This is a genomic window from Enterococcus sp. DIV0167 (assembly GCF_050541555.1).
Taxonomy (GTDB): domain Bacteria; phylum Bacillota; class Bacilli; order Lactobacillales; family Enterococcaceae; genus Enterococcus; species Enterococcus faecalis.
Genome location: NZ_CP172933.1, coordinates 547,516 through 564,372 on the forward strand (window position 1 = coordinate 547,516; position 16,857 = coordinate 564,372).

A 16,857-nucleotide genomic window follows, 5' to 3' on the forward strand; every position below is an offset into this window, starting at 1 on the left:
CTTCTTTCTAGCGTTGTTTGCTTTGAAATCGCCAAACAAAGCGTTTTTCTAAATAAATAGGGTAACTTAATAACAACCAAGCTAAACCAAGACAAAAACCACCTAAGATATCGCTAGGGAAATGGACACCTAAATAGATTCGACTAACCCCAATCATGAAAATCCCAATACCTAGTAAAATTTGCACACAAAGGCGGACCGTTTTATTTTTAATGAAAATTGGCAGAATCAATAAAATAGTGCCGTAGAACAAGGTACTTCCTACAGCATGTCCGCTAGGAAAACTATACGTATGTTCAGTTACTAAATGCTCCAAAGTAGGACGTTGGCGCATAAAGAATAATTTTAATAAAGAATTACCTACGCCAGCAATTAAGGCAGTATTAATAAAGAGCCATAATGCTTCAGCATAATATTTCCAAACAATAAACAGAGCAATGACAACGATTGCTAAGATGATAATCGTCAATGAATTGGCAAATTTGGTGTACCAAATAAAAAAGTTATTTAGCTGTGGAAAAGGACGACGAACAAAGGAAGTAATCGTTTGATCAAAGCCTTTGAGCCAGGTTGGATAAAAACGAACAACGTAGCCTAAAAACATAAATACTAAAAGAAAACAACTACCTGCAAATTGATAATAAAGTTTGTTTTTCATAAAAAATCCTTTCAAAATTTAATCGCAACAATCCGTATTATACCATCAAAAGGGTAAAAAATTAAAAGATAATTTCATTGCCTGATTTGGAGGGGATACAGATATTAAAAAAGTTCTGGCAGCACAATCTCTCATTGTGGTGCCAGAACTTTTTTAAATGGCCATGTTTATTGATTATCATCATCAGGAGTATCAACGGTAATATCGCCGAATTCGCTAGAAAGGTTAAACTCTGTATCCGCACGACCATTCTTATAAGATGTTCGCTCTTTGTTTAAAAGTTGAACATCGCCTAATTTTGATTCCCCTTTGATTGAAATGTTACGCAAAATTTCTCCAGAATTTACATAAATATCTCCATGGACAAGAGCGACAGTTAATTTTTTAGGCACAGCAGGCATGTCTAAAGAAAAATCACCATTTTCACTTGAAAAGTTAGCTTCTCCTTTGAAATCATAGACGCTAATATCGCCATCTGTCGTTGTTGCTTGGATGTTTCCACGAGCATTTTGCACTCGAATATCACCAGAAATAGTAGTATTTTTGATTTCATCGAAATAGGCTGAATCCAACGTTATATCGCCGTCAGTGGTTTCAACTGTTGCTTTTTTAGCGGAAGTATCCGCTGAAAGGTAGATACCATCTGAAGAGTTAAGCGTCATTTTTTTGGCTTTAACACCCGATAGACTAACATAAGAATTTGGTAGATTAGTTGTTAATTCGTCTACGTTAAAAGCATTCAATGAAACTTGTGAATGGGTTGAGCCATCAATTACTAACTTTTTCACATTATTAGGAATCTGGACACTCACGTTCGGTGTGAAGTCACTAAAAATACCAATATTAAAGAATGACAATTCGGGTTGGTTTTGTGTGCGAGTGGTATTGATGGTTGCTGTTATTTTATTTTTTTCTTCTTTGACATCTAAGGTGCCTTCAGCTTTTGAATAAAAGGCATTATTCGGTGATCGTAATCCCATTTTGTTACTATCAGTTTTATAAATGGTATAAGGGCCTTTGCCTTTTAAGGATAAGTGAAGTTCTTCGCCTGCTTGTTTATTTTTTAGTGTATAACTTTCTTTTAGCGGTGTGACTGATTTTTCCGCTTGCTTGTAATAATAGACGGCGCCAGATCCACCAATTAGCATCGCTAAGACAGCAATGGATAAGAGAATCCCTGTTGTTTTTTTCATTAGATATCACCTCGTAAAACAGCAATGTTCCATTGGAAATAACGCTTAAAGACATGTGCTGAAAATTTTAAAATTGGTAGAAACAGTAACCAACCAATGATTGATGCACCAAATAAAAAGAGACTCATAGATAATTGGAAAAAGGAAGCGGCATTTGCTTGGGTAATAACACTATAAATACCATAAATTGGTGAAAATAAAGTTGCAGCTCCGGCAATACCACAACCGACGTACATTAAGGCAATCCCTAAAATAACCCAAAACATGAAGAAAAAATTTAAACAGAAAATACCAAGCACTTGGAAAAATCGGGTTAGTGGCCGATGCTGTGGTCGTTGATAGTATGGAGAATCATTATCATAGTAAAATTCAGATTCTTCTTCATAGGGATGATCATAAGCAGGTGTAGACGCTGGAATTTCTTGCCAGCCATTATTTTCAATTTTTCGTTCCGTCAATTCGATGCCTTGTTCTTTTAAAATTTCTTCTGCGATAACCCGTGGTTTCCCCAATGATTTTGCCACTTGTTCTTCTGTTTCGCCTTCCGCAACACGAGCATCAAATAACGCCTTGTATTTCGCAAGAATAATAGCTTGATCTTTTGGATTTAATGCTTTTAAATAAATTTTCAGCTCAATAATAAAATGTTCTTTATTCATTCCGCTCCCTCTTTCTACACGATTCATTTCTCATCTTAAACTATAATTTCTTTTTGAGCGAATAACAAGAGGAATTAAAAAAATCAGACTAAGGTAAAGAAGCGTCTACAACTAAAGTCGCAGTTTTTTTCCGAGTAGTAACAAGAGAGGAAATCCATGTTAAAAAACATTACTTCTTTACAATCTAGTTACAGTAATATGAAATTTTGTTGAAGTGTTTTTAATTCGCCAGAAAAAAAGGTATACTTGTTATAATAACAAAACTAAAAAATTACATTTACATATAAGTTAAAAAAGGAAAGTTGGGGACGTATCAATGAAGAAAGAATCAATGTCACGTATCGAAAGAAGGAAAGCACAACAAAGAAAGAAAACGCCAGTACAATGGAAGAAGAGCACTACTTTATTCAGCTCGGCGTTAATTGTTTCATCTGTAGGAACGCCCGTTGCGTTACTACCAGTGACTGCTGAGGCAACAGAAGAGCAGCCAACAAATGCGGAAGTTGCCCAAGCACCTACTACGGAAACTGGCTTAGTAGAGACACCAACAACAGAAACTACGCCAGGAACTACGGAACAACCGACAACGGATTCGTCAACAACGACTGAATCGACAACTGAATCATCAAAAGAAACACCAACAACACCAAGTACCGAGCAACCAACAGCTGATTCAACTACACCTGTGGAATCAGGAACGACTGATTCTTCAGTAGCAGAAATTACGCCAGTAGCTCCTTCAGCAACCGAGTCTGAAGCAGCGCCTGCGGTTACACCCGATGATGAAGTAAAAGTACCAGAAGCTAGAGTAGCTTCTGCGCAAACTTTTTCAGCGTTATCACCGACGCAAAGTCCTTCAGAATTTATTGCCGAGTTAGCTCGTTGTGCACAACCTATTGCGCAAGCCAATGATTTATATGCATCAGTGATGATGGCTCAAGCAATCGTTGAAAGTGGTTGGGGAGCAAGTACGCTATCTAAGGCACCAAACTATAACTTATTTGGGATTAAAGGCAGCTACAATGGACAATCTGTCTATATGGATACATGGGAATATTTAAACGGTAAATGGTTAGTGAAAAAAGAACCTTTCCGTAAATATCCTTCTTACATGGAATCATTCCAAGATAATGCGCACGTGCTAAAAACAACTTCTTTCCAAGCGGGCGTTTACTATTATGCTGGGGCTTGGAAAAGCAATACAAGTTCGTACCGCGATGCAACTGCTTGGTTAACAGGTCGTTATGCGACAGATCCTAGCTACAATGCTAAATTAAATAATGTCATTACCGCATATAACTTAACTCAATATGATACACCATCTTCTGGTGGAAATACTGGGGGCGGAACAGTTAATCCAGGAACAGGCGGCTCGAACAATCAATCAGGAACGAACACGTACTATACTGTAAAATCAGGAGATACCTTGAATAAAATTGCCGCGCAATATGGTGTGAGCGTTGCTAATTTACGCTCATGGAATGGCATCTCTGGCGATTTAATTTTCGTTGGTCAAAAGCTCATCGTGAAAAAAGGTGCTTCAGGTAACACTGGTGGCTCAGGCAACGGTGGTTCTAACAATAATCAATCAGGAACGAACACGTACTATACTGTAAAATCAGGGGATACCTTGAATAAAATTGCCGCGCAATATGGCGTGAGCGTTGCTAATTTACGCTCATGGAATGGCATCTCTGGCGATTTAATTTTCGTTGGTCAAAAGCTCATCGTGAAAAAAGGTGCTTCAGGTAACACTGGTGGCTCAGGCAGCGGTGGTTCTAACAATAATCAATCAGGAACGAATACGTATTACACAATTAAATCAGGCGATACCTTGAACAAAATTGCCGCGCAATATGGTGTGAGCGTTGCTAATTTACGTTCATGGAACGGCATCTCTGGCGATTTAATCTTCGCTGGTCAAAAAATTATTGTGAAAAAAGGTACTTCAGGTAACACCGGCGGCTCAAGCAATGGTGGTTCTAACAATAATCAATCAGGAACGAATACGTACTACACGATTAAATCAGGGGATACCTTGAACAAAATTTCTGCACAATTCGGTGTTAGTGTGGCTAACTTACAAGCCTGGAATAACATCAGCGGTAGTTTGATTTTTGCTGGTCAAAAGATTATCGTGAAAAAAGGCGCTAACTCAGGTTCAACGAATACGAACAAGCCTACGAATAATGGTGGCGGTGCGACAACATCTTACACGATTAAATCAGGCGATACGTTGAATAAAATTTCTGCACAGTTTGGCGTGAGTGTTGCTAATCTACGTTCATGGAACGGGATCAAAGGCGATTTAATTTTTGCTGGTCAAACAATCATCGTGAAAAAAGGCGCTTCTGCAGGTGGCAATGCTTCTTCAACAAATAGTGCATCAGGCAAACGCCATACAGTTAAAAGCGGTGATTCACTTTGGGGCTTATCAATGCAATACGGAATCAGCATCCAAAAAATCAAACAATTAAATGGCTTAAGCGGGGATACAATTTATATTGGTCAAACTTTAAAAGTTGGTTAATTTAAGATTGAAAAAAATAGCTATCTTTGGTAACATGAGTCTTGTAATAGAAAAAAACAATGAGAAGGAATAGTAGAAAGAACCATGTGATAGAGAGCGTATGGCTGGTGGAAATACGTACAGAAGCTTTTGAACTCGCCTTTAAGTTACTTTTTTGAACAAACCAAGTAGGAAAAGTCGGTGACGATCGTTAAGACGTTTGAGGTTAAGGTGACGGTGACTGACCGTTTCTTTGACGAATTTAGGTGGTACCACGTTGCATTTGTATGTTCACGTCCTATAGGAATTTTTCCTATAGGACTTTTTTTTATCACTAAGTGGCTAGTTTAAGTCAGAATAGTGACAATGGCTGCAGGTGGCAAATTTTAAGAATGAAAAATTTTATATTACTAGGAGGAATAACATGAGCTACAATCACAAAGAGATTGAGAAAAAATGGCAAAAATATTGGGCTAAGAACAATTGTTTCAATACATTGGACGACCCAAATAAAGAAAAATTTTATGCACTAGATATGTTTCCCTATCCATCTGGACAAGGCTTACACGTAGGTCACCCGGAAGGCTATACAGCAACCGATATTCTTTCACGTATGAAACGTGCGCAAGGCTATAATGTTTTGCATCCAATGGGCTGGGATGCGTTTGGTTTGCCAGCAGAGCAATATGCGTTAGACACAGGGAATGACCCAGCTGAATTTACTAAGAAAAATATCGAAACATTCCGTCGCCAAATTAATTCACTAGGATTCAGCTATGATTGGAATCGTGAAATTAATACCACTGACCCTGAATATTACAAATGGACACAATGGATATTTACAAAATTATATGAAAAAGGGTTAGCTTATGAAGCAGAAGTTGCGGTTAACTGGGTACCTGAACTAGGAACTGTTATTTCAAATGAAGAAGTCATTGATGGAAAAAGTGAACGTGGCGGTTATGACGTGGTTCGCCGACCAATGCGTCAATGGATGCTGAAAATTACTGCTTATGCAGATCGCTTATTAGAAGATTTAGAGCTTGTTGATTGGCCAGAAAGTATTAAAGATATGCAACGAAATTGGATTGGACGTTCTGAAGGAGCCAATGTGACCTTTAAAGTCGCTGGTACAGAAGAAAGTTTCACGGTGTTTACAACCCGTCCTGATACCTTGTTCGGTGCAACCTATACTGTTCTAGCTCCTGAACTAGAACTAGTGAAAAAAATTACGACACCTGAACAAACAGCAGCTGTAGAAGCATATATTGAAGAAACCTCAAAAAAATCTGATCTAAATAGAACGGATTTAGCAAAAGAAAAAACAGGTATTTTCACAGGTGCGTATGCTATAAACCCGGTCAATGGCCAAGAAATTCCAATTTGGATTGGCGATTATGTTTTAGCAAGCTATGGCACAGGCGCAATCATGGCGGTCCCAGCGCATGATGAACGGGATTACGAATTTGCGAAAACATTTGGCATTGATATCCTACCAGTAATCGCAGGTGGCGACATTACAACAGAAGCCTATACAGGGGATGGACCGCATATCAATTCTGATTTCTTAAATGGATTAAACAAAGCAGAAGCCATCGCTAAAATGAATGAGTGGCTAGAAGAAAATCACGTAGGGAAAAAAGAAGTATCTTATCGTTTACGTGACTGGTTATTCTCTCGTCAACGCTACTGGGGTGAACCAATTCCTGTGATCCATTGGGAAGATGGAACAACCACAACGGTTCCTGAATCTGAGTTACCTCTACGTTTACCAGTAACATCGGATATTCGCCCAAGTGGAACTGGGGAATCGCCATTAGCAAACATTGATGAATGGGTCAATGTCGTCGACCCTGAAACTGGTATGAAGGGAAAACGTGAAACGAATACTATGCCACAATGGGCTGGAAGCTCTTGGTATTACTTACGATTCATTGATCCTCATAATAAAAATGAAATTGCTGATTTTGAAAAATTAAAACGTTGGTTACCAGTTGATATCTATATTGGTGGTGCCGAACATGCGGTGTTGCATTTACTTTATGCTCGTTTTTGGCATAAATTCTTATATGATATTGGTGTGGTTCCTACCAAAGAACCTTTCCAAAAATTATACAACCAAGGTATGATTTTAGGAGAAAACAACGAAAAAATGTCTAAATCACGTGGCAATGTTGTAAATCCCGATGATGTGGTGGCTAAATATGGTGCGGATACGTTACGTCTTTATGAAATGTTCATGGGCCCATTAGATGCTTCCATTGCTTGGAATGAAAATGGCTTAGAAGGAAGTCGTAAATTCTTAGATCGCGTTTGGCGTCTGATTGTTGATGAAGAAGGCAAAATGCGTGACCGAATTACCACAATTAATGATGGCCGTTTAACGAAAGTTTATCACCAAACGGTTAAAAAAGTGACAGAAGATATGGCAAACTTGCACTTTAATACAGCGATTTCTCAATTAATGGTTTTTGTGAATGAAGCCAATAAAGTGGATGCCTTACCTTATGAATATGTGGAAGGATTTGTCCAATTACTTGCGCCAATCGCGCCACATATTGGTGAAGAACTATGGCAAATTTTAGGTAACGAGGAAAGTTTAACTTATGTCCCTTGGCCAACCTATGATGAAGCAGCCTTAGTAGAAGATGAAGTGGAAGTAGTTTTCCAAGTGAACGGAAAATTACGTGGCAAACAAAATGTCGCTCGTGGGTTAAGCAAAGAAGAATTAGAACAAATTGCAATGAACCATGAAGCTGTTAAAGAATTTATTGAAGGAAAAACAGTGCGCAAAGTGATTGCTGTTCCAGATAAATTAGTAAATATTGTTGCAAATTAAGTTATATGTTTTTATTAAAAAAAGAGCCGGACGTATCAAAACGTCAGGCTCTTTTTAAGGTTGTTTTGTTTTACCTTTTTGATTCATATGTTCTTTACATGTGATTGTTATAACCGAAAGCAAGGCGATGAAGAGAAAAAAGTAACCAAGCGGCGTACAGAAAAAGGCGGGTTCTTTTAAAAGTCCATCGCTAGATAATGTTGATCCAACTAAAATAGAGATCATAAATAATAAAAGACTAATCAAGCCAAGAAATAAGCTAATACGATATTTTTTCAACTTCAGTTCCTCCTTTAATGAACTATCACTAAGATAAATCAAAAAGGTTAACTTTTTTTTAGGCAACTGTTAAAACTTAGATAAGAAATCTATTTTCTAAGTTTGTCGTTGTTGGTAATTGGTTAAGATCATACGTGAAAAGGGACCGACAATCAGCAATTGATAAGGAAGGGCAACAATAAAGTTCAGGCCCCAAGCTTGGAAATACGCACTTAGTGACAACGTCTGGCCTTCCATTAATAAGCCAAATAAAGACATACAAGTCACCATGCCGATAATCATGAAACTCGAAATGGTCAAAATAAGTAATAGCCGTTTTTCTTTATTAAAGGGTAAAGAAAAAGCGATTTTCTTAGCTAAGACACCAACGATGAAAACGTCTAAAATAAAAGCAACGATAAATCCAGGAAGCAAACCTTTTGATAAGGCGTACAATGAAAATTCTCCATGCAATAATAAATTATAGGTGCTCATTCCGAAAACCATCAGAAAGCACATTAACGTAGTAAAAAGCATTCCTTCTTTTTTATTAGTAGGCATTTTTTTCTCCTTTCATTTATTGAGAGTAATGATTGTTCTAGGCAGAAAAGGACAAATTCTCTCGACTTTTACTAGTGTAGCAAAAATAAAAGTTCTTCATAAGTTAGAATTTGCTAAGAATTTGATTCAAATAAAAAGGTGTACTAAGTCAGCAGTACACCTTTTTATTCGTTATTTAGTTTATTTTTGTGTTATTTGTAACGTCCTCTCCAAACCATTTTTGAGAAATTTTACTAAGGGTGCCATCTTTTCGTAACGTTTCAAAGGCAGTATTGATTTTTTTGACTAATTGATTGTCTGATTTGCGGACGCCCACAGCAAAATCTTCATTGTCATAGCCGACATGAGAAATAGTATAGTTTTTTAAATTATCTTCGTGGGAAAGATAGTAGTTGGCGTAGACGCGATCAATTAGGAGCCCATCAATTCGGCCAGATTTTAAATCTAAGAAAGCTTCATTAAACCCGTCATATAAAATAGGCGTTTGGTCTTTAACAAATTTTTTCAAAACGTCAGGCTGACTTTCGAAGCCATCATAGCCAGAAGAGCCATTTTGAACCCCTAAAATTTTGCCTTGCATGTCGCTCGCTGTTGCAATGTTTTTTTCTTTTAAAGAAACAAGTACTTGGTCGTTCGTCATGTAAGGTTGTGTGAATTGAACTTTTTCGGCCCGTTCGCTCGTTTTAGTGTAGCCATTCCAAATAAGATCAATGGTTTGATTTTGTAATTCTGTTTCTTTCATAGACCAATCAATCGGTTGGAAGTCAACGGAAATGCCATAAAGTTTAAAAACCGCTTTGGCTAAGTCGACATCAAAGCCGACAATTTTGCCTGATTTATCTTGAAAACCCATGGGCACAAAGGAGTCATCTAAGCCAATAATAATCCGTTTTTCTTCGTTAATCCGTGTCCATTGATCTTCGTTGCTTTTTCTTTTACCACAACCTGCAAATAGGAGTAAACTACAACAGATAACCAGCAAGGCTAAAGAATATTTCTTTTTCATCATAAACTCCTTTCTATTGGACGGGGGCAACCGTCAAAAGATTGTCTGCAATTTTTTCAGCGAAAGCCATATCGTGGGTCACGACAATCTGTGTCATGCCTTGTTTCCGTAAATCTAAAATAACTTCTTCCACTTGTTGGCGTAAAGCTGGATCTAGCGCGCTCGTTGGTTCATCGTACCCAAGAACTTTTGGCTTCATTGCTAAGGCACGAGCAAGTGCAACTCGTTGTTTTTGTCCACCGGAAAGTTGATATGGATAGAGTTTTTCTTTACCAGCCAAGCCCAATTTTTCCAGTAATTCTAAAGCTTCTTGCTGACTTTTTGCTTTTTCTTCTTTTAGTACTAATGTAGGTGCTAAGGTAATGTTTTCTAAAACTGATAAGTGAGGGAAAAGTTGGAAGTCCTGGAAAACGACCCCAACCACTTGATCGGCATTGTCCATTTCAGCAGGATTGAAAGGAACACCATCCAACAAAAGCTCACCAGAATCAATGGTTTCTAAACCAGCCAAACAACGAAGTAAAGTGGTTTTTCCGCCGCCTGAAGGACCAACAATCGTTAAAATTTTACCATCTGGAATTTCTAAATTTAAGTGATCAATGATGGTCCGGTTATCAAAATGTTTGGTTAAATTTTTAATAGTTAACATGGTAGAGTCCTCCTATTTATAATATTGATAGAATTTTTCAATTTTCTTAGAAGCAACAGTCAAAATTGCCGTAAAGAGTAAATAAATCACTCCCACTAAAGCTAATGGCACTAATGTAACATCGCGGCTCATCGCAATTTTACCAGCACGTAAAAGATCGCCTAAGCCAAGAACATAAATAAGAGAAGTATCCTTGACCAAATTGATAATTTCATTTCCTACGGAAGGCAGCACGATTTTAACAACTTGTGGCAAAATAATCCGCGTGACTGTTTGAAAACGTGTTAAACGTAAAACCTTAGCAGCTTCATATTGACCTTGGGGAATTGCTTGAATCCCCCCGCGGAAAATTTCAGCAAAGTACGCAGCATAATTTAAAATAAATGCGAATAAGGCCGCATCGTAACGTTCAAAGACAATACCAATTAATGGTAAGCCGTAAAAAACAAAAATTAATTGTAACAATAGCGGAGTGCCGCGCATTAACCAAATGTAGAGGTTAATTAAGTAACGTAAAGGTTTAAACGAACTTTGTAAAATAAAGGCAATGATAATCCCCAGTGGAATCGAGCCAAGGAGCGTAAAGAAAAAGACTTTCAGTGTCATGCCAGCTCCGCTAACTAAAGCAGGTAAAATTTCTAAAATATAATCCATCATTTTTTCCTCCAACAATTTTTATTAAAAAACAAAAAAGCCTCTTGGCTGTGAGCCAAGAGGACGAATCGCATTCGTGGTGCCACCTCAATTTACTTATCTTTCACAAGATAAGCCTTATGTAGTTGCGTTGACAACTACTCTCTGTTAACGATAGAGTCACCGGTTTTTCTTACTAAAGGATTCAGAAAAACATCTTTTAGGTGTGAGTAAAGAAGAATCCATCTTTTTCTTTCAGCCAATGAAAAAGTCTCTGTAAAGGAAGAGCTAAATTACTATGTCCTAAGCCTTGATTGTAAGTATGAAATTGTTCGAACGGAACAGAAAACCTGTTGCTTTTCTAGCTTATCCCATTAAGGATATGGAAAAGAGGACAACAGACTTGAGCAGTTGAGGCACTCTCTCAGGTTGAAAAGCGCATCTAAAAAACAAAAAAGTCCTTTGGCTGAATAGCCAAAGGACGAATAATCAATTATCGTGGTTCCACCTTAGTTTATTCGTGTTTCGCAACACGAACCTTATGAAGTTCATAACTTCGCCTGTTAACGAGTGGTCCCGGACTTTCCTACTAAGGGTTCAAAAAGTCAACTCCCAGATGTGGTTCGCTGTTTCTTTACGTCTTTTTCCACCAACCAAAGACTCTCTTCACTAAAGGAAACAGTTACTCTTCTGTTCTCTGTTTTTCAATACTGTACCACCAGAAAAAATATCTGTCAACTCTTATTCTTAAAAAAATATTTTTCTTTCAAAAAGTAAGTGCTGAAAAAGGACAAATGTATGGAAAATCATGTAAAATGTAGGTAAGTTGTTTGAACAGAAGGAGGAGTTTTGGTATGAAACAGAAAAAGTGGTTAATCGGACTTGTTGCACTGGGCTTGGTTTTAGCAGCATGTGGAAGTGGCGGTTCGAAAACAACCTCGAACGAACCAATTACACAGAAAATTAACGTCGCATCTGGTGGTGAACTCTCGACATTAGACAGCGCTCATTATACAGATGTCTATAGTTCCGATATGATTGGTCAAGTAGTTGAAGGCTTGTATCGACAAGATAAAAACGGAGATCCTGAGCTAGCTATGGCGAAAGCAGAGCCACAAGTTAGTGAAGACGGGTTAGTCTATACATTCAAGTTACGAGAAGCAAAATGGACAAACGGGGATCCAGTTAAAGCAGGGGATTTTGTAGTTGCGTTTAGAAACGTGGTCGATCCAGCGTATGGTTCAAGTAGCAGTAATCAAATGGATATTTTTAAAAATGGGCGTGCGGTGCGGGAAGGACAAGCCACGATGGAAGAATTTGGTGTCAAAGCAATCGATGACCAGACACTAGAACTAACATTAGAAAATCCAATTCCTTATTTAGCCCAAGTCTTAGTTGGAACACCTTTTATGCCTAAAAATGAAGCCTTTGCCAAAGAAAAAGGTACTGCCTATGGGACTTCTGCAGATAATTTTGTTGGCAATGGACCGTTTGTAATTTCAGGCTGGGATGGCAATTCCGAAACTTGGAAATTGAAGAAGAATGATCATTATTGGGATAAAGAACACGTAAAATTGAATGAAATTGATGTTCAAGTAGTGAAAGAAATTGGCACAGGAGCCAATCTTTTTGATAATGGCGATTTAGATTACACTGTTTTAGCAGATACTTATGCACTTCAGTATAAAGAGTCAAAACAAGCGCATTTTGTTCCTAAAGCCATGGTGGGTTATTTAAGCCCAAATCATCGCCGTGAAATTACCGGCAACGAACATGTTCGAAAAGCTTTTTTACAAGCGATTGACAAAGAAACTTTTGCAAAAGAAATTTTAGGAGATGGCTCGACAGCTTTAAATGGTTTTGTACCAGCTAATTTTGCAAAAAATCCAGACACAGGTGAAGATTTCCGCAAAGAAAATGGTGATTTGTTGCCATATAATATTAAAGAAGCCCAAGCTAACTGGACCAAAGCGAAAGAAGAGTTGGGCAAAGATAAAATTGAATTGGAACTAATCTCAGCGGACTCAGCGATTGCCAAGAAAACCATTGAATTTGTTCAAGGGCAATTGCAACAAAATTTACCAGGTTTAACAATCAAATTAAAATCATTGCCTTTGCAAAATCGTTTGGATTTACAAACAGCAGGTAATTACGATTTAGCCTTTGGAACATGGACACCTGACTATGCTGATCCCATTAATTTTTTAGAATTTTATGACTCGAAAAGTGGCTTGAATACTTCTGGTTATAACGATTCGGCGTATGATGCGGGTCTCCAAAAAGTTAGAAAAGATTACGCTAATGAACCTGAAAAACGCTGGAATGAATTACTAAGTTTAGAAAAAACATTAATTGAAAAAGATGCCGGTGTTTTACCATTATTCCAAGGAGCCATTGGTTACTTGAAATCAGATCGATTACAAGGCTTGCAAGTATTTTCTTTTGGTCGCACAGTATCCTATCGTTTAGCTTATGTAGAAGAATAAATTGACTTCTGAAAAGTCCTATCTTTTGAAAAAGTCTGCTTTCTGTTTTATCCTTAAAGTAGGAAAATTAACTAAAAAAATCAACTATGAAAGGTAGGTTTTTCAAATGTTTAGCTTTCTATGGGCATTAATTGTCGGAGGAATTATTGGCGCAATTGCTGGCGCAATTTTAGGAAAAGACGTGCCAGGTGGCATTATTGGAAATATTATCGTGGGCTTTTTAGGAAGTTGGGTAGCATCACTCTTGTTGCCTTCTTTAGGACCAGTCATCGGCGGTTTTCCAATTATCTCAGCGTTGCTAGGAGCGATTATCTGTATCGCTATTTACTCTTTTATTGTAAACCGCAAGGCGTAAAATTGTATCAAAATGATATCTTGAAAAGCATCATAAAACTTGTGAAGGTTAATCAGACCATTACTTTTGATGTCTTTTCTCTCATATTTTAAGTCTATGACAAAAATCTCTTTGGATTTTTGTCATAGACTCTTTTTTTTAAAATATTTATTATGAGAATTTCCTGCGTTAGACTGCTTATTTTTCATTTATTATTCATTTTTGATAAAGGAAGTTTTGTTGGATAAAGTGAATAGCTCAAGGCTCAACAAAAATAAAGAAAAAATTAATATGTTAAGTTTGGGGAAGGTGAAATGCTGCTCTCATAATATGCCGTTTTATTCATTAAACGATAGTTGAAAAAAATAAGTGCCCTTGTTATTCTTTGAATTAAACTAATGGAGGCGAAAAGCATGGAATCGTTAAAAAGTAATCTTTTTTTGACCAGAGAAGCATATTTGGAAGCTTTTGAAACAATCATGACACCTTTAAAAACGGCTATTTTAACATCAGAAAAACCTGGTGTAAATTTTGGGTCCAGTGGTGCTGTCTATGATCAGCAACATGCTGAAATGGAAGCGCTCATTCGACCATTATGGGGAATTGGACCGTATTGGGTTGCTTGTAAAGATGATGTTTTAAGAGATGCTTATGTGGAAAAATTAATCGCAGGAACTGATCCGTCATCCCCAGATTATTGGGGCGATATTGTTGATTATGATCAATATATTGTGGAAGCAGCAGCATTATCTTTAACTTTATTGCTTCATAAGACATATTTTTGGTCCTGTTTTTCTGAGAAACAGCAAGAAAATATCATGGTTTGGTTAAATAAAGCACTTGGGTGTAAAATTCCTAAAAATAATTGGACGTTTTTCAAAGTGCTCATTCGTTTGGCACTCGAGGGATGTGGACAAGTGATTAACCAAGCGGAACTAGAGGAAGAATTGGCGTTGATTGAACGCATGTATTTAGGTGATGGTTGGTATATGGATGGTAAAACTACGCAAAGAGATTATTATATTTCGTTTGCTTTTCATTATTATAGTTTGATTTGTGTCAAATTTATGCGAGAAAGAGATCCTATTCGTGCGAAACGTTTTACAGAACGAGCCGTTATGTTTGCTCAGGACTATCTGTACTATTTTGATGAGGAGGGCGAAGCGTTACCTTACGGACGTAGTCAAACGTATCGGTTTGCTCAAGGAGCGTTTTTCGCAGCTTTGATATTTGCAGAAGTAGAGGCGTTACCTTGGGGACAAATAAAAACGCTGTTAGCAAAACATTTACACTGTTGGATGCAACAGACTATTTTCACTTATGATGGTCGGTTGTCCATTGGCTATCATTACGAAAATTTAGTAATGGCAGAAGGTTATAACGCACCAGGCTCTCCGTATTGGGCTTTTAAAACATTTTTGTTGCTCGCAGTGGATCAAGACCATCCGTTTTGGCGTGCTGAACCGCTGGCTATAAAACGAGAAGAAAAGCGTTTGATAGAAAAGGGAAACATGTTATTAATCCATCCTAAAATGAAAACGCATGTCCTCGGCTATCCTGCAGGACTATGGCTTGAAAATCAAGCACATGCTGCGGCTAAATATAGTAAATTTGTCTATTCTAGCCGCTTTGGTTTTAGCGTTCCCAAAGCTGGCGCGTGTTATGAGGAGGGAGCTTTTGATAACGTATTGGCTGTTTCTCGTGATGGTGAATATTTTCGTGTTAAAGGGAAAATTCATGATTTTTATTTAACAGAGGAGCAAGTTTATTATAAATGGCTACCTTTTCAAGAAGTAGAAATTGAAACAACCATTTATCCTTTTGGAGAATGGCATGTTAGAGTACATGAAATAGTGACATCGGTTCCATTAAAAGTGCGCGAAGGAGGATTCAGTCTACCGTTACTTGGAAAATTTTCAGAAAAAGAACTTGGTAAAGAGTGGGCTAGAGTCGATTCAGGAGAATTGTGTTCGCAAATAGTTGCAATTGAAGGGTATGACCACGCAGGTATTCTTCAACCTGAACCCAATACATCGTTGTTTTTCCCAAGAACAAGTTTACCTTATTTGCAAAAAGAGCTACCAATAGGAACGCATCGCCTGATTTGTTTGGTAGGTGGTGTGACAAGGGAGGAATAAAAAATGATAAAAATCGAATTGAAAAATAAAGACAATCAGATTATTACTGGCCGAATCGATCACGAGAAGCCAGAAGCGCCATTCATGGCGGAGGGAGACACGTTAGCGGTATTAGCAATTAAACAGTACCTTTATCAAGTTGGCGATAAAATTGTAGTGACTTATACAGGGGCTACCCCTTATTTGATGGTTCAATTAGATGAAACTTTGGCTCCTTCATTGATTTATTTGAAAGAAAAAGTTTGGGAATATCAAATTCCATTAGAAGAATCTGCTCGAAAAGCTTTTGTTGAGACGGCCTTTCATTCAGCAAGGCACCAAATAATGGTTCGACAAGCGCACACGTTTGAAAAAGACAATTATCAAAATCTTTCTATGAATACACATGACCAAAAAGAATATTCAGGAGCCTATCCTCATGCGTATGCAAACGTTGAAACGAGAGACGATGCTGTTTTCTTTGCGAAAAATGCTATTGATTCTAAGTTTGGTAACCTTTCTCATGGCTCGTATCCATTTGCTTCTTGGGGAATTAACCAACAAAAGGAGGCACAGTTAACGATTGACTTTGGCAGGCCTGTAGAAACGGACTGGATCCGCTTGTTATTTCGGGCGGATTACCCACATGATAGCTATTGGGAGGAAGTCACTTTAGCCTTTTCAGATGGAGAGGAACGAGTAGTTGCCACAACGAATACCGCCTGTTTTCAAGAAATAAAGTTCCCAATGAAAACAACACAAACTTTGACATTAAAATGCTTACGAAAAGCGCTGGACTCTTCTCCGTTTCCAGCGTTGACCCAAATTGAAGTATTCGGTCGGAATAAATAACAAGAGGTCGGGACAGAACCGTTTAGCTCCGAGAAATAAGAAGAAATTTCCGAAAATTGATCTTTGATTTTTGGAGAATTTCGGCTTATTTCCGAAGGAGTTG

The 16,857-nt window shown here is 37.7% G+C and carries 14 protein-coding genes and 3 other annotated features; of the genes, 6 read left to right on the forward strand and 8 right to left on the reverse strand.

Annotated features, from left to right (window positions below; genetic code table 11):
- Window positions 1–7: 7 nt before the first annotated feature.
- From IGM09_RS02685 to IGM09_RS02695, 3 genes are all read right to left on the reverse strand, one after another.
- Window positions 8–658 carry a phosphatase PAP2 family protein gene (locus tag IGM09_RS02685; protein WP_002355669.1) on the reverse strand — a complete coding sequence of 217 codons (651 nt, stop codon included), beginning with the start codon at window positions 656–658 and terminating at the stop codon, window positions 8–10.
- Between the two features lie 167 nt (window positions 659–825).
- On the reverse strand, window positions 826–1,851 hold the full coding sequence (locus IGM09_RS02690) for a DUF4097 family beta strand repeat-containing protein (protein ID WP_002366219.1): 1,026 nt from the start codon (window positions 1,849–1,851) through the stop codon (window positions 826–828).
- The gene (locus tag IGM09_RS02695; protein ID WP_078126840.1) at window positions 1,851–2,510 is read right to left on the reverse strand and encodes a DUF1700 domain-containing protein; all 660 of its coding nucleotides are present in this window, start codon (window positions 2,508–2,510) and stop codon (window positions 1,851–1,853) included. Before IGM09_RS02695 ends, IGM09_RS02690 begins: the two co-directional genes overlap by 1 nt.
- Before the next feature lie 316 nt (window positions 2,511–2,826).
- Between IGM09_RS02695 and IGM09_RS02700 the strand changes: the two genes are divergently transcribed.
- A complete protein-coding gene (locus IGM09_RS02700) occupies window positions 2,827–5,040 on the forward strand; it encodes an autolysin (protein WP_048947686.1) in 2,214 nt (737 codons plus the stop codon).
- A 50-nt stretch (window positions 5,041–5,090) separates the two neighbouring features.
- Window positions 5,091–5,323: a binding site (T-box leader), on the forward strand.
- Window positions 5,324–5,443: 120 nt separating this feature from the next.
- Window positions 5,444–7,858: a leucine--tRNA ligase gene (leuS, locus tag IGM09_RS02705; RefSeq protein ID WP_025193340.1), complete on the forward strand. Its 2,415-nt coding sequence runs from the start codon at window positions 5,444–5,446 to the stop codon at window positions 7,856–7,858.
- A gap of 54 nt (window positions 7,859–7,912) precedes the next feature.
- On the opposite strand, the gene IGM09_RS02710 is transcribed toward leuS, so the two are convergent.
- The 5 genes from IGM09_RS02710 to IGM09_RS02730 form a co-directional block, all read right to left on the reverse strand.
- Window positions 7,913–8,137, reverse strand: coding sequence for a DUF3955 domain-containing protein (locus tag IGM09_RS02710; protein ID WP_002383054.1), 225 nt, complete (start codon window positions 8,135–8,137; stop codon window positions 7,913–7,915).
- Between the two features lie 96 nt (window positions 8,138–8,233).
- Window positions 8,234–8,677 carry a hypothetical protein gene (locus IGM09_RS02715; protein ID WP_033596830.1) on the reverse strand — a complete coding sequence of 148 codons (444 nt, stop codon included), beginning with the start codon at window positions 8,675–8,677 and terminating at the stop codon, window positions 8,234–8,236.
- Between the two features lie 175 nt (window positions 8,678–8,852).
- On the reverse strand, window positions 8,853–9,686 hold the full coding sequence (locus IGM09_RS02720; protein WP_161797705.1) for an amino acid ABC transporter substrate-binding protein: 834 nt from the start codon (window positions 9,684–9,686) through the stop codon (window positions 8,853–8,855).
- Window positions 9,687–9,696: 10 nt separating this feature from the next.
- Complete coding sequence (locus IGM09_RS02725; RefSeq protein WP_002358764.1) at window positions 9,697–10,332, reverse strand: amino acid ABC transporter ATP-binding protein; 636 nt, start codon at window positions 10,330–10,332, stop codon at window positions 9,697–9,699.
- A 12-nt stretch (window positions 10,333–10,344) separates the two neighbouring features.
- Complete coding sequence (locus tag IGM09_RS02730) at window positions 10,345–10,989, reverse strand: amino acid ABC transporter permease (protein ID WP_002383057.1); 645 nt, start codon at window positions 10,987–10,989, stop codon at window positions 10,345–10,347.
- 53 nt (window positions 10,990–11,042) lie between these two features.
- Window positions 11,043–11,285 (reverse strand) — a binding site (T-box leader).
- A 154-nt stretch (window positions 11,286–11,439) separates the two neighbouring features.
- Window positions 11,440–11,672, reverse strand: a binding site (T-box leader).
- 147 nt (window positions 11,673–11,819) lie between these two features.
- Here IGM09_RS02730 and IGM09_RS02735 point away from each other — a divergent pair.
- From IGM09_RS02735 to IGM09_RS02750, 4 genes are all read left to right on the forward strand, one after another.
- A complete protein-coding gene (locus tag IGM09_RS02735; protein WP_010707804.1) occupies window positions 11,820–13,451 on the forward strand; it encodes a peptide ABC transporter substrate-binding protein in 1,632 nt (543 codons plus the stop codon).
- Between the two features lie 106 nt (window positions 13,452–13,557).
- Window positions 13,558–13,806: a GlsB/YeaQ/YmgE family stress response membrane protein gene (locus IGM09_RS02740; RefSeq protein WP_002355684.1), complete on the forward strand. Its 249-nt coding sequence runs from the start codon at window positions 13,558–13,560 to the stop codon at window positions 13,804–13,806.
- Between the two features lie 377 nt (window positions 13,807–14,183).
- Entirely contained in the window at window positions 14,184–15,923 is a 1,740-nt protein-coding gene (locus tag IGM09_RS02745) for a DUF2264 domain-containing protein (protein WP_050588841.1), read from the forward strand.
- 3 nt (window positions 15,924–15,926) lie between these two features.
- The gene (locus IGM09_RS02750) at window positions 15,927–16,754 is read left to right on the forward strand and encodes a hypothetical protein (protein ID WP_033624847.1); all 828 of its coding nucleotides are present in this window, start codon (window positions 15,927–15,929) and stop codon (window positions 16,752–16,754) included.
- The last annotated feature ends 103 nt before the right edge of the window (window positions 16,755–16,857 follow it).

What these genes read in the sequence shown, in the direction of transcription:
- IGM09_RS02750 (WP_033624847.1), top strand. Translation starts at nt 15,927, where the DNA reads ATGATAAAAATCGAATTGAAAAATAAAGACAATCAGATTATTACTGGC.
- IGM09_RS02735 (WP_010707804.1), top strand. Translation starts at nt 11,820, where the DNA reads ATGAAACAGAAAAAGTGGTTAATCGGACTTGTTGCACTGGGCTTGGTT.
- IGM09_RS02745 (WP_050588841.1), top strand. Translation starts at nt 14,184, where the DNA reads ATGGAGGCGAAAAGCATGGAATCGTTAAAAAGTAATCTTTTTTTGACC.
- IGM09_RS02700 (WP_048947686.1), top strand. Translation starts at nt 2,827, where the DNA reads ATGAAGAAAGAATCAATGTCACGTATCGAAAGAAGGAAAGCACAACAA.
- IGM09_RS02685 (WP_002355669.1), bottom strand. Translation starts at nt 658, where the DNA reads ATGAAAAACAAACTTTATTATCAATTTGCAGGTAGTTGTTTTCTTTTA.
- leuS (WP_025193340.1), top strand. Translation starts at nt 5,444, where the DNA reads ATGAGCTACAATCACAAAGAGATTGAGAAAAAATGGCAAAAATATTGG.
- IGM09_RS02715 (WP_033596830.1), bottom strand. Translation starts at nt 8,677, where the DNA reads ATGCCTACTAATAAAAAAGAAGGAATGCTTTTTACTACGTTAATGTGC.
- IGM09_RS02695 (WP_078126840.1), bottom strand. Translation starts at nt 2,510, where the DNA reads ATGAATAAAGAACATTTTATTATTGAGCTGAAAATTTATTTAAAAGCA.
- IGM09_RS02725 (WP_002358764.1), bottom strand. Translation starts at nt 10,332, where the DNA reads ATGTTAACTATTAAAAATTTAACCAAACATTTTGATAACCGGACCATC.
- IGM09_RS02740 (WP_002355684.1), top strand. Translation starts at nt 13,558, where the DNA reads ATGTTTAGCTTTCTATGGGCATTAATTGTCGGAGGAATTATTGGCGCA.
- IGM09_RS02690 (WP_002366219.1), bottom strand. Translation starts at nt 1,851, where the DNA reads ATGAAAAAAACAACAGGGATTCTCTTATCCATTGCTGTCTTAGCGATG.
- IGM09_RS02720 (WP_161797705.1), bottom strand. Translation starts at nt 9,686, where the DNA reads ATGATGAAAAAGAAATATTCTTTAGCCTTGCTGGTTATCTGTTGTAGT.
- IGM09_RS02730 (WP_002383057.1), bottom strand. Translation starts at nt 10,989, where the DNA reads ATGATGGATTATATTTTAGAAATTTTACCTGCTTTAGTTAGCGGAGCT.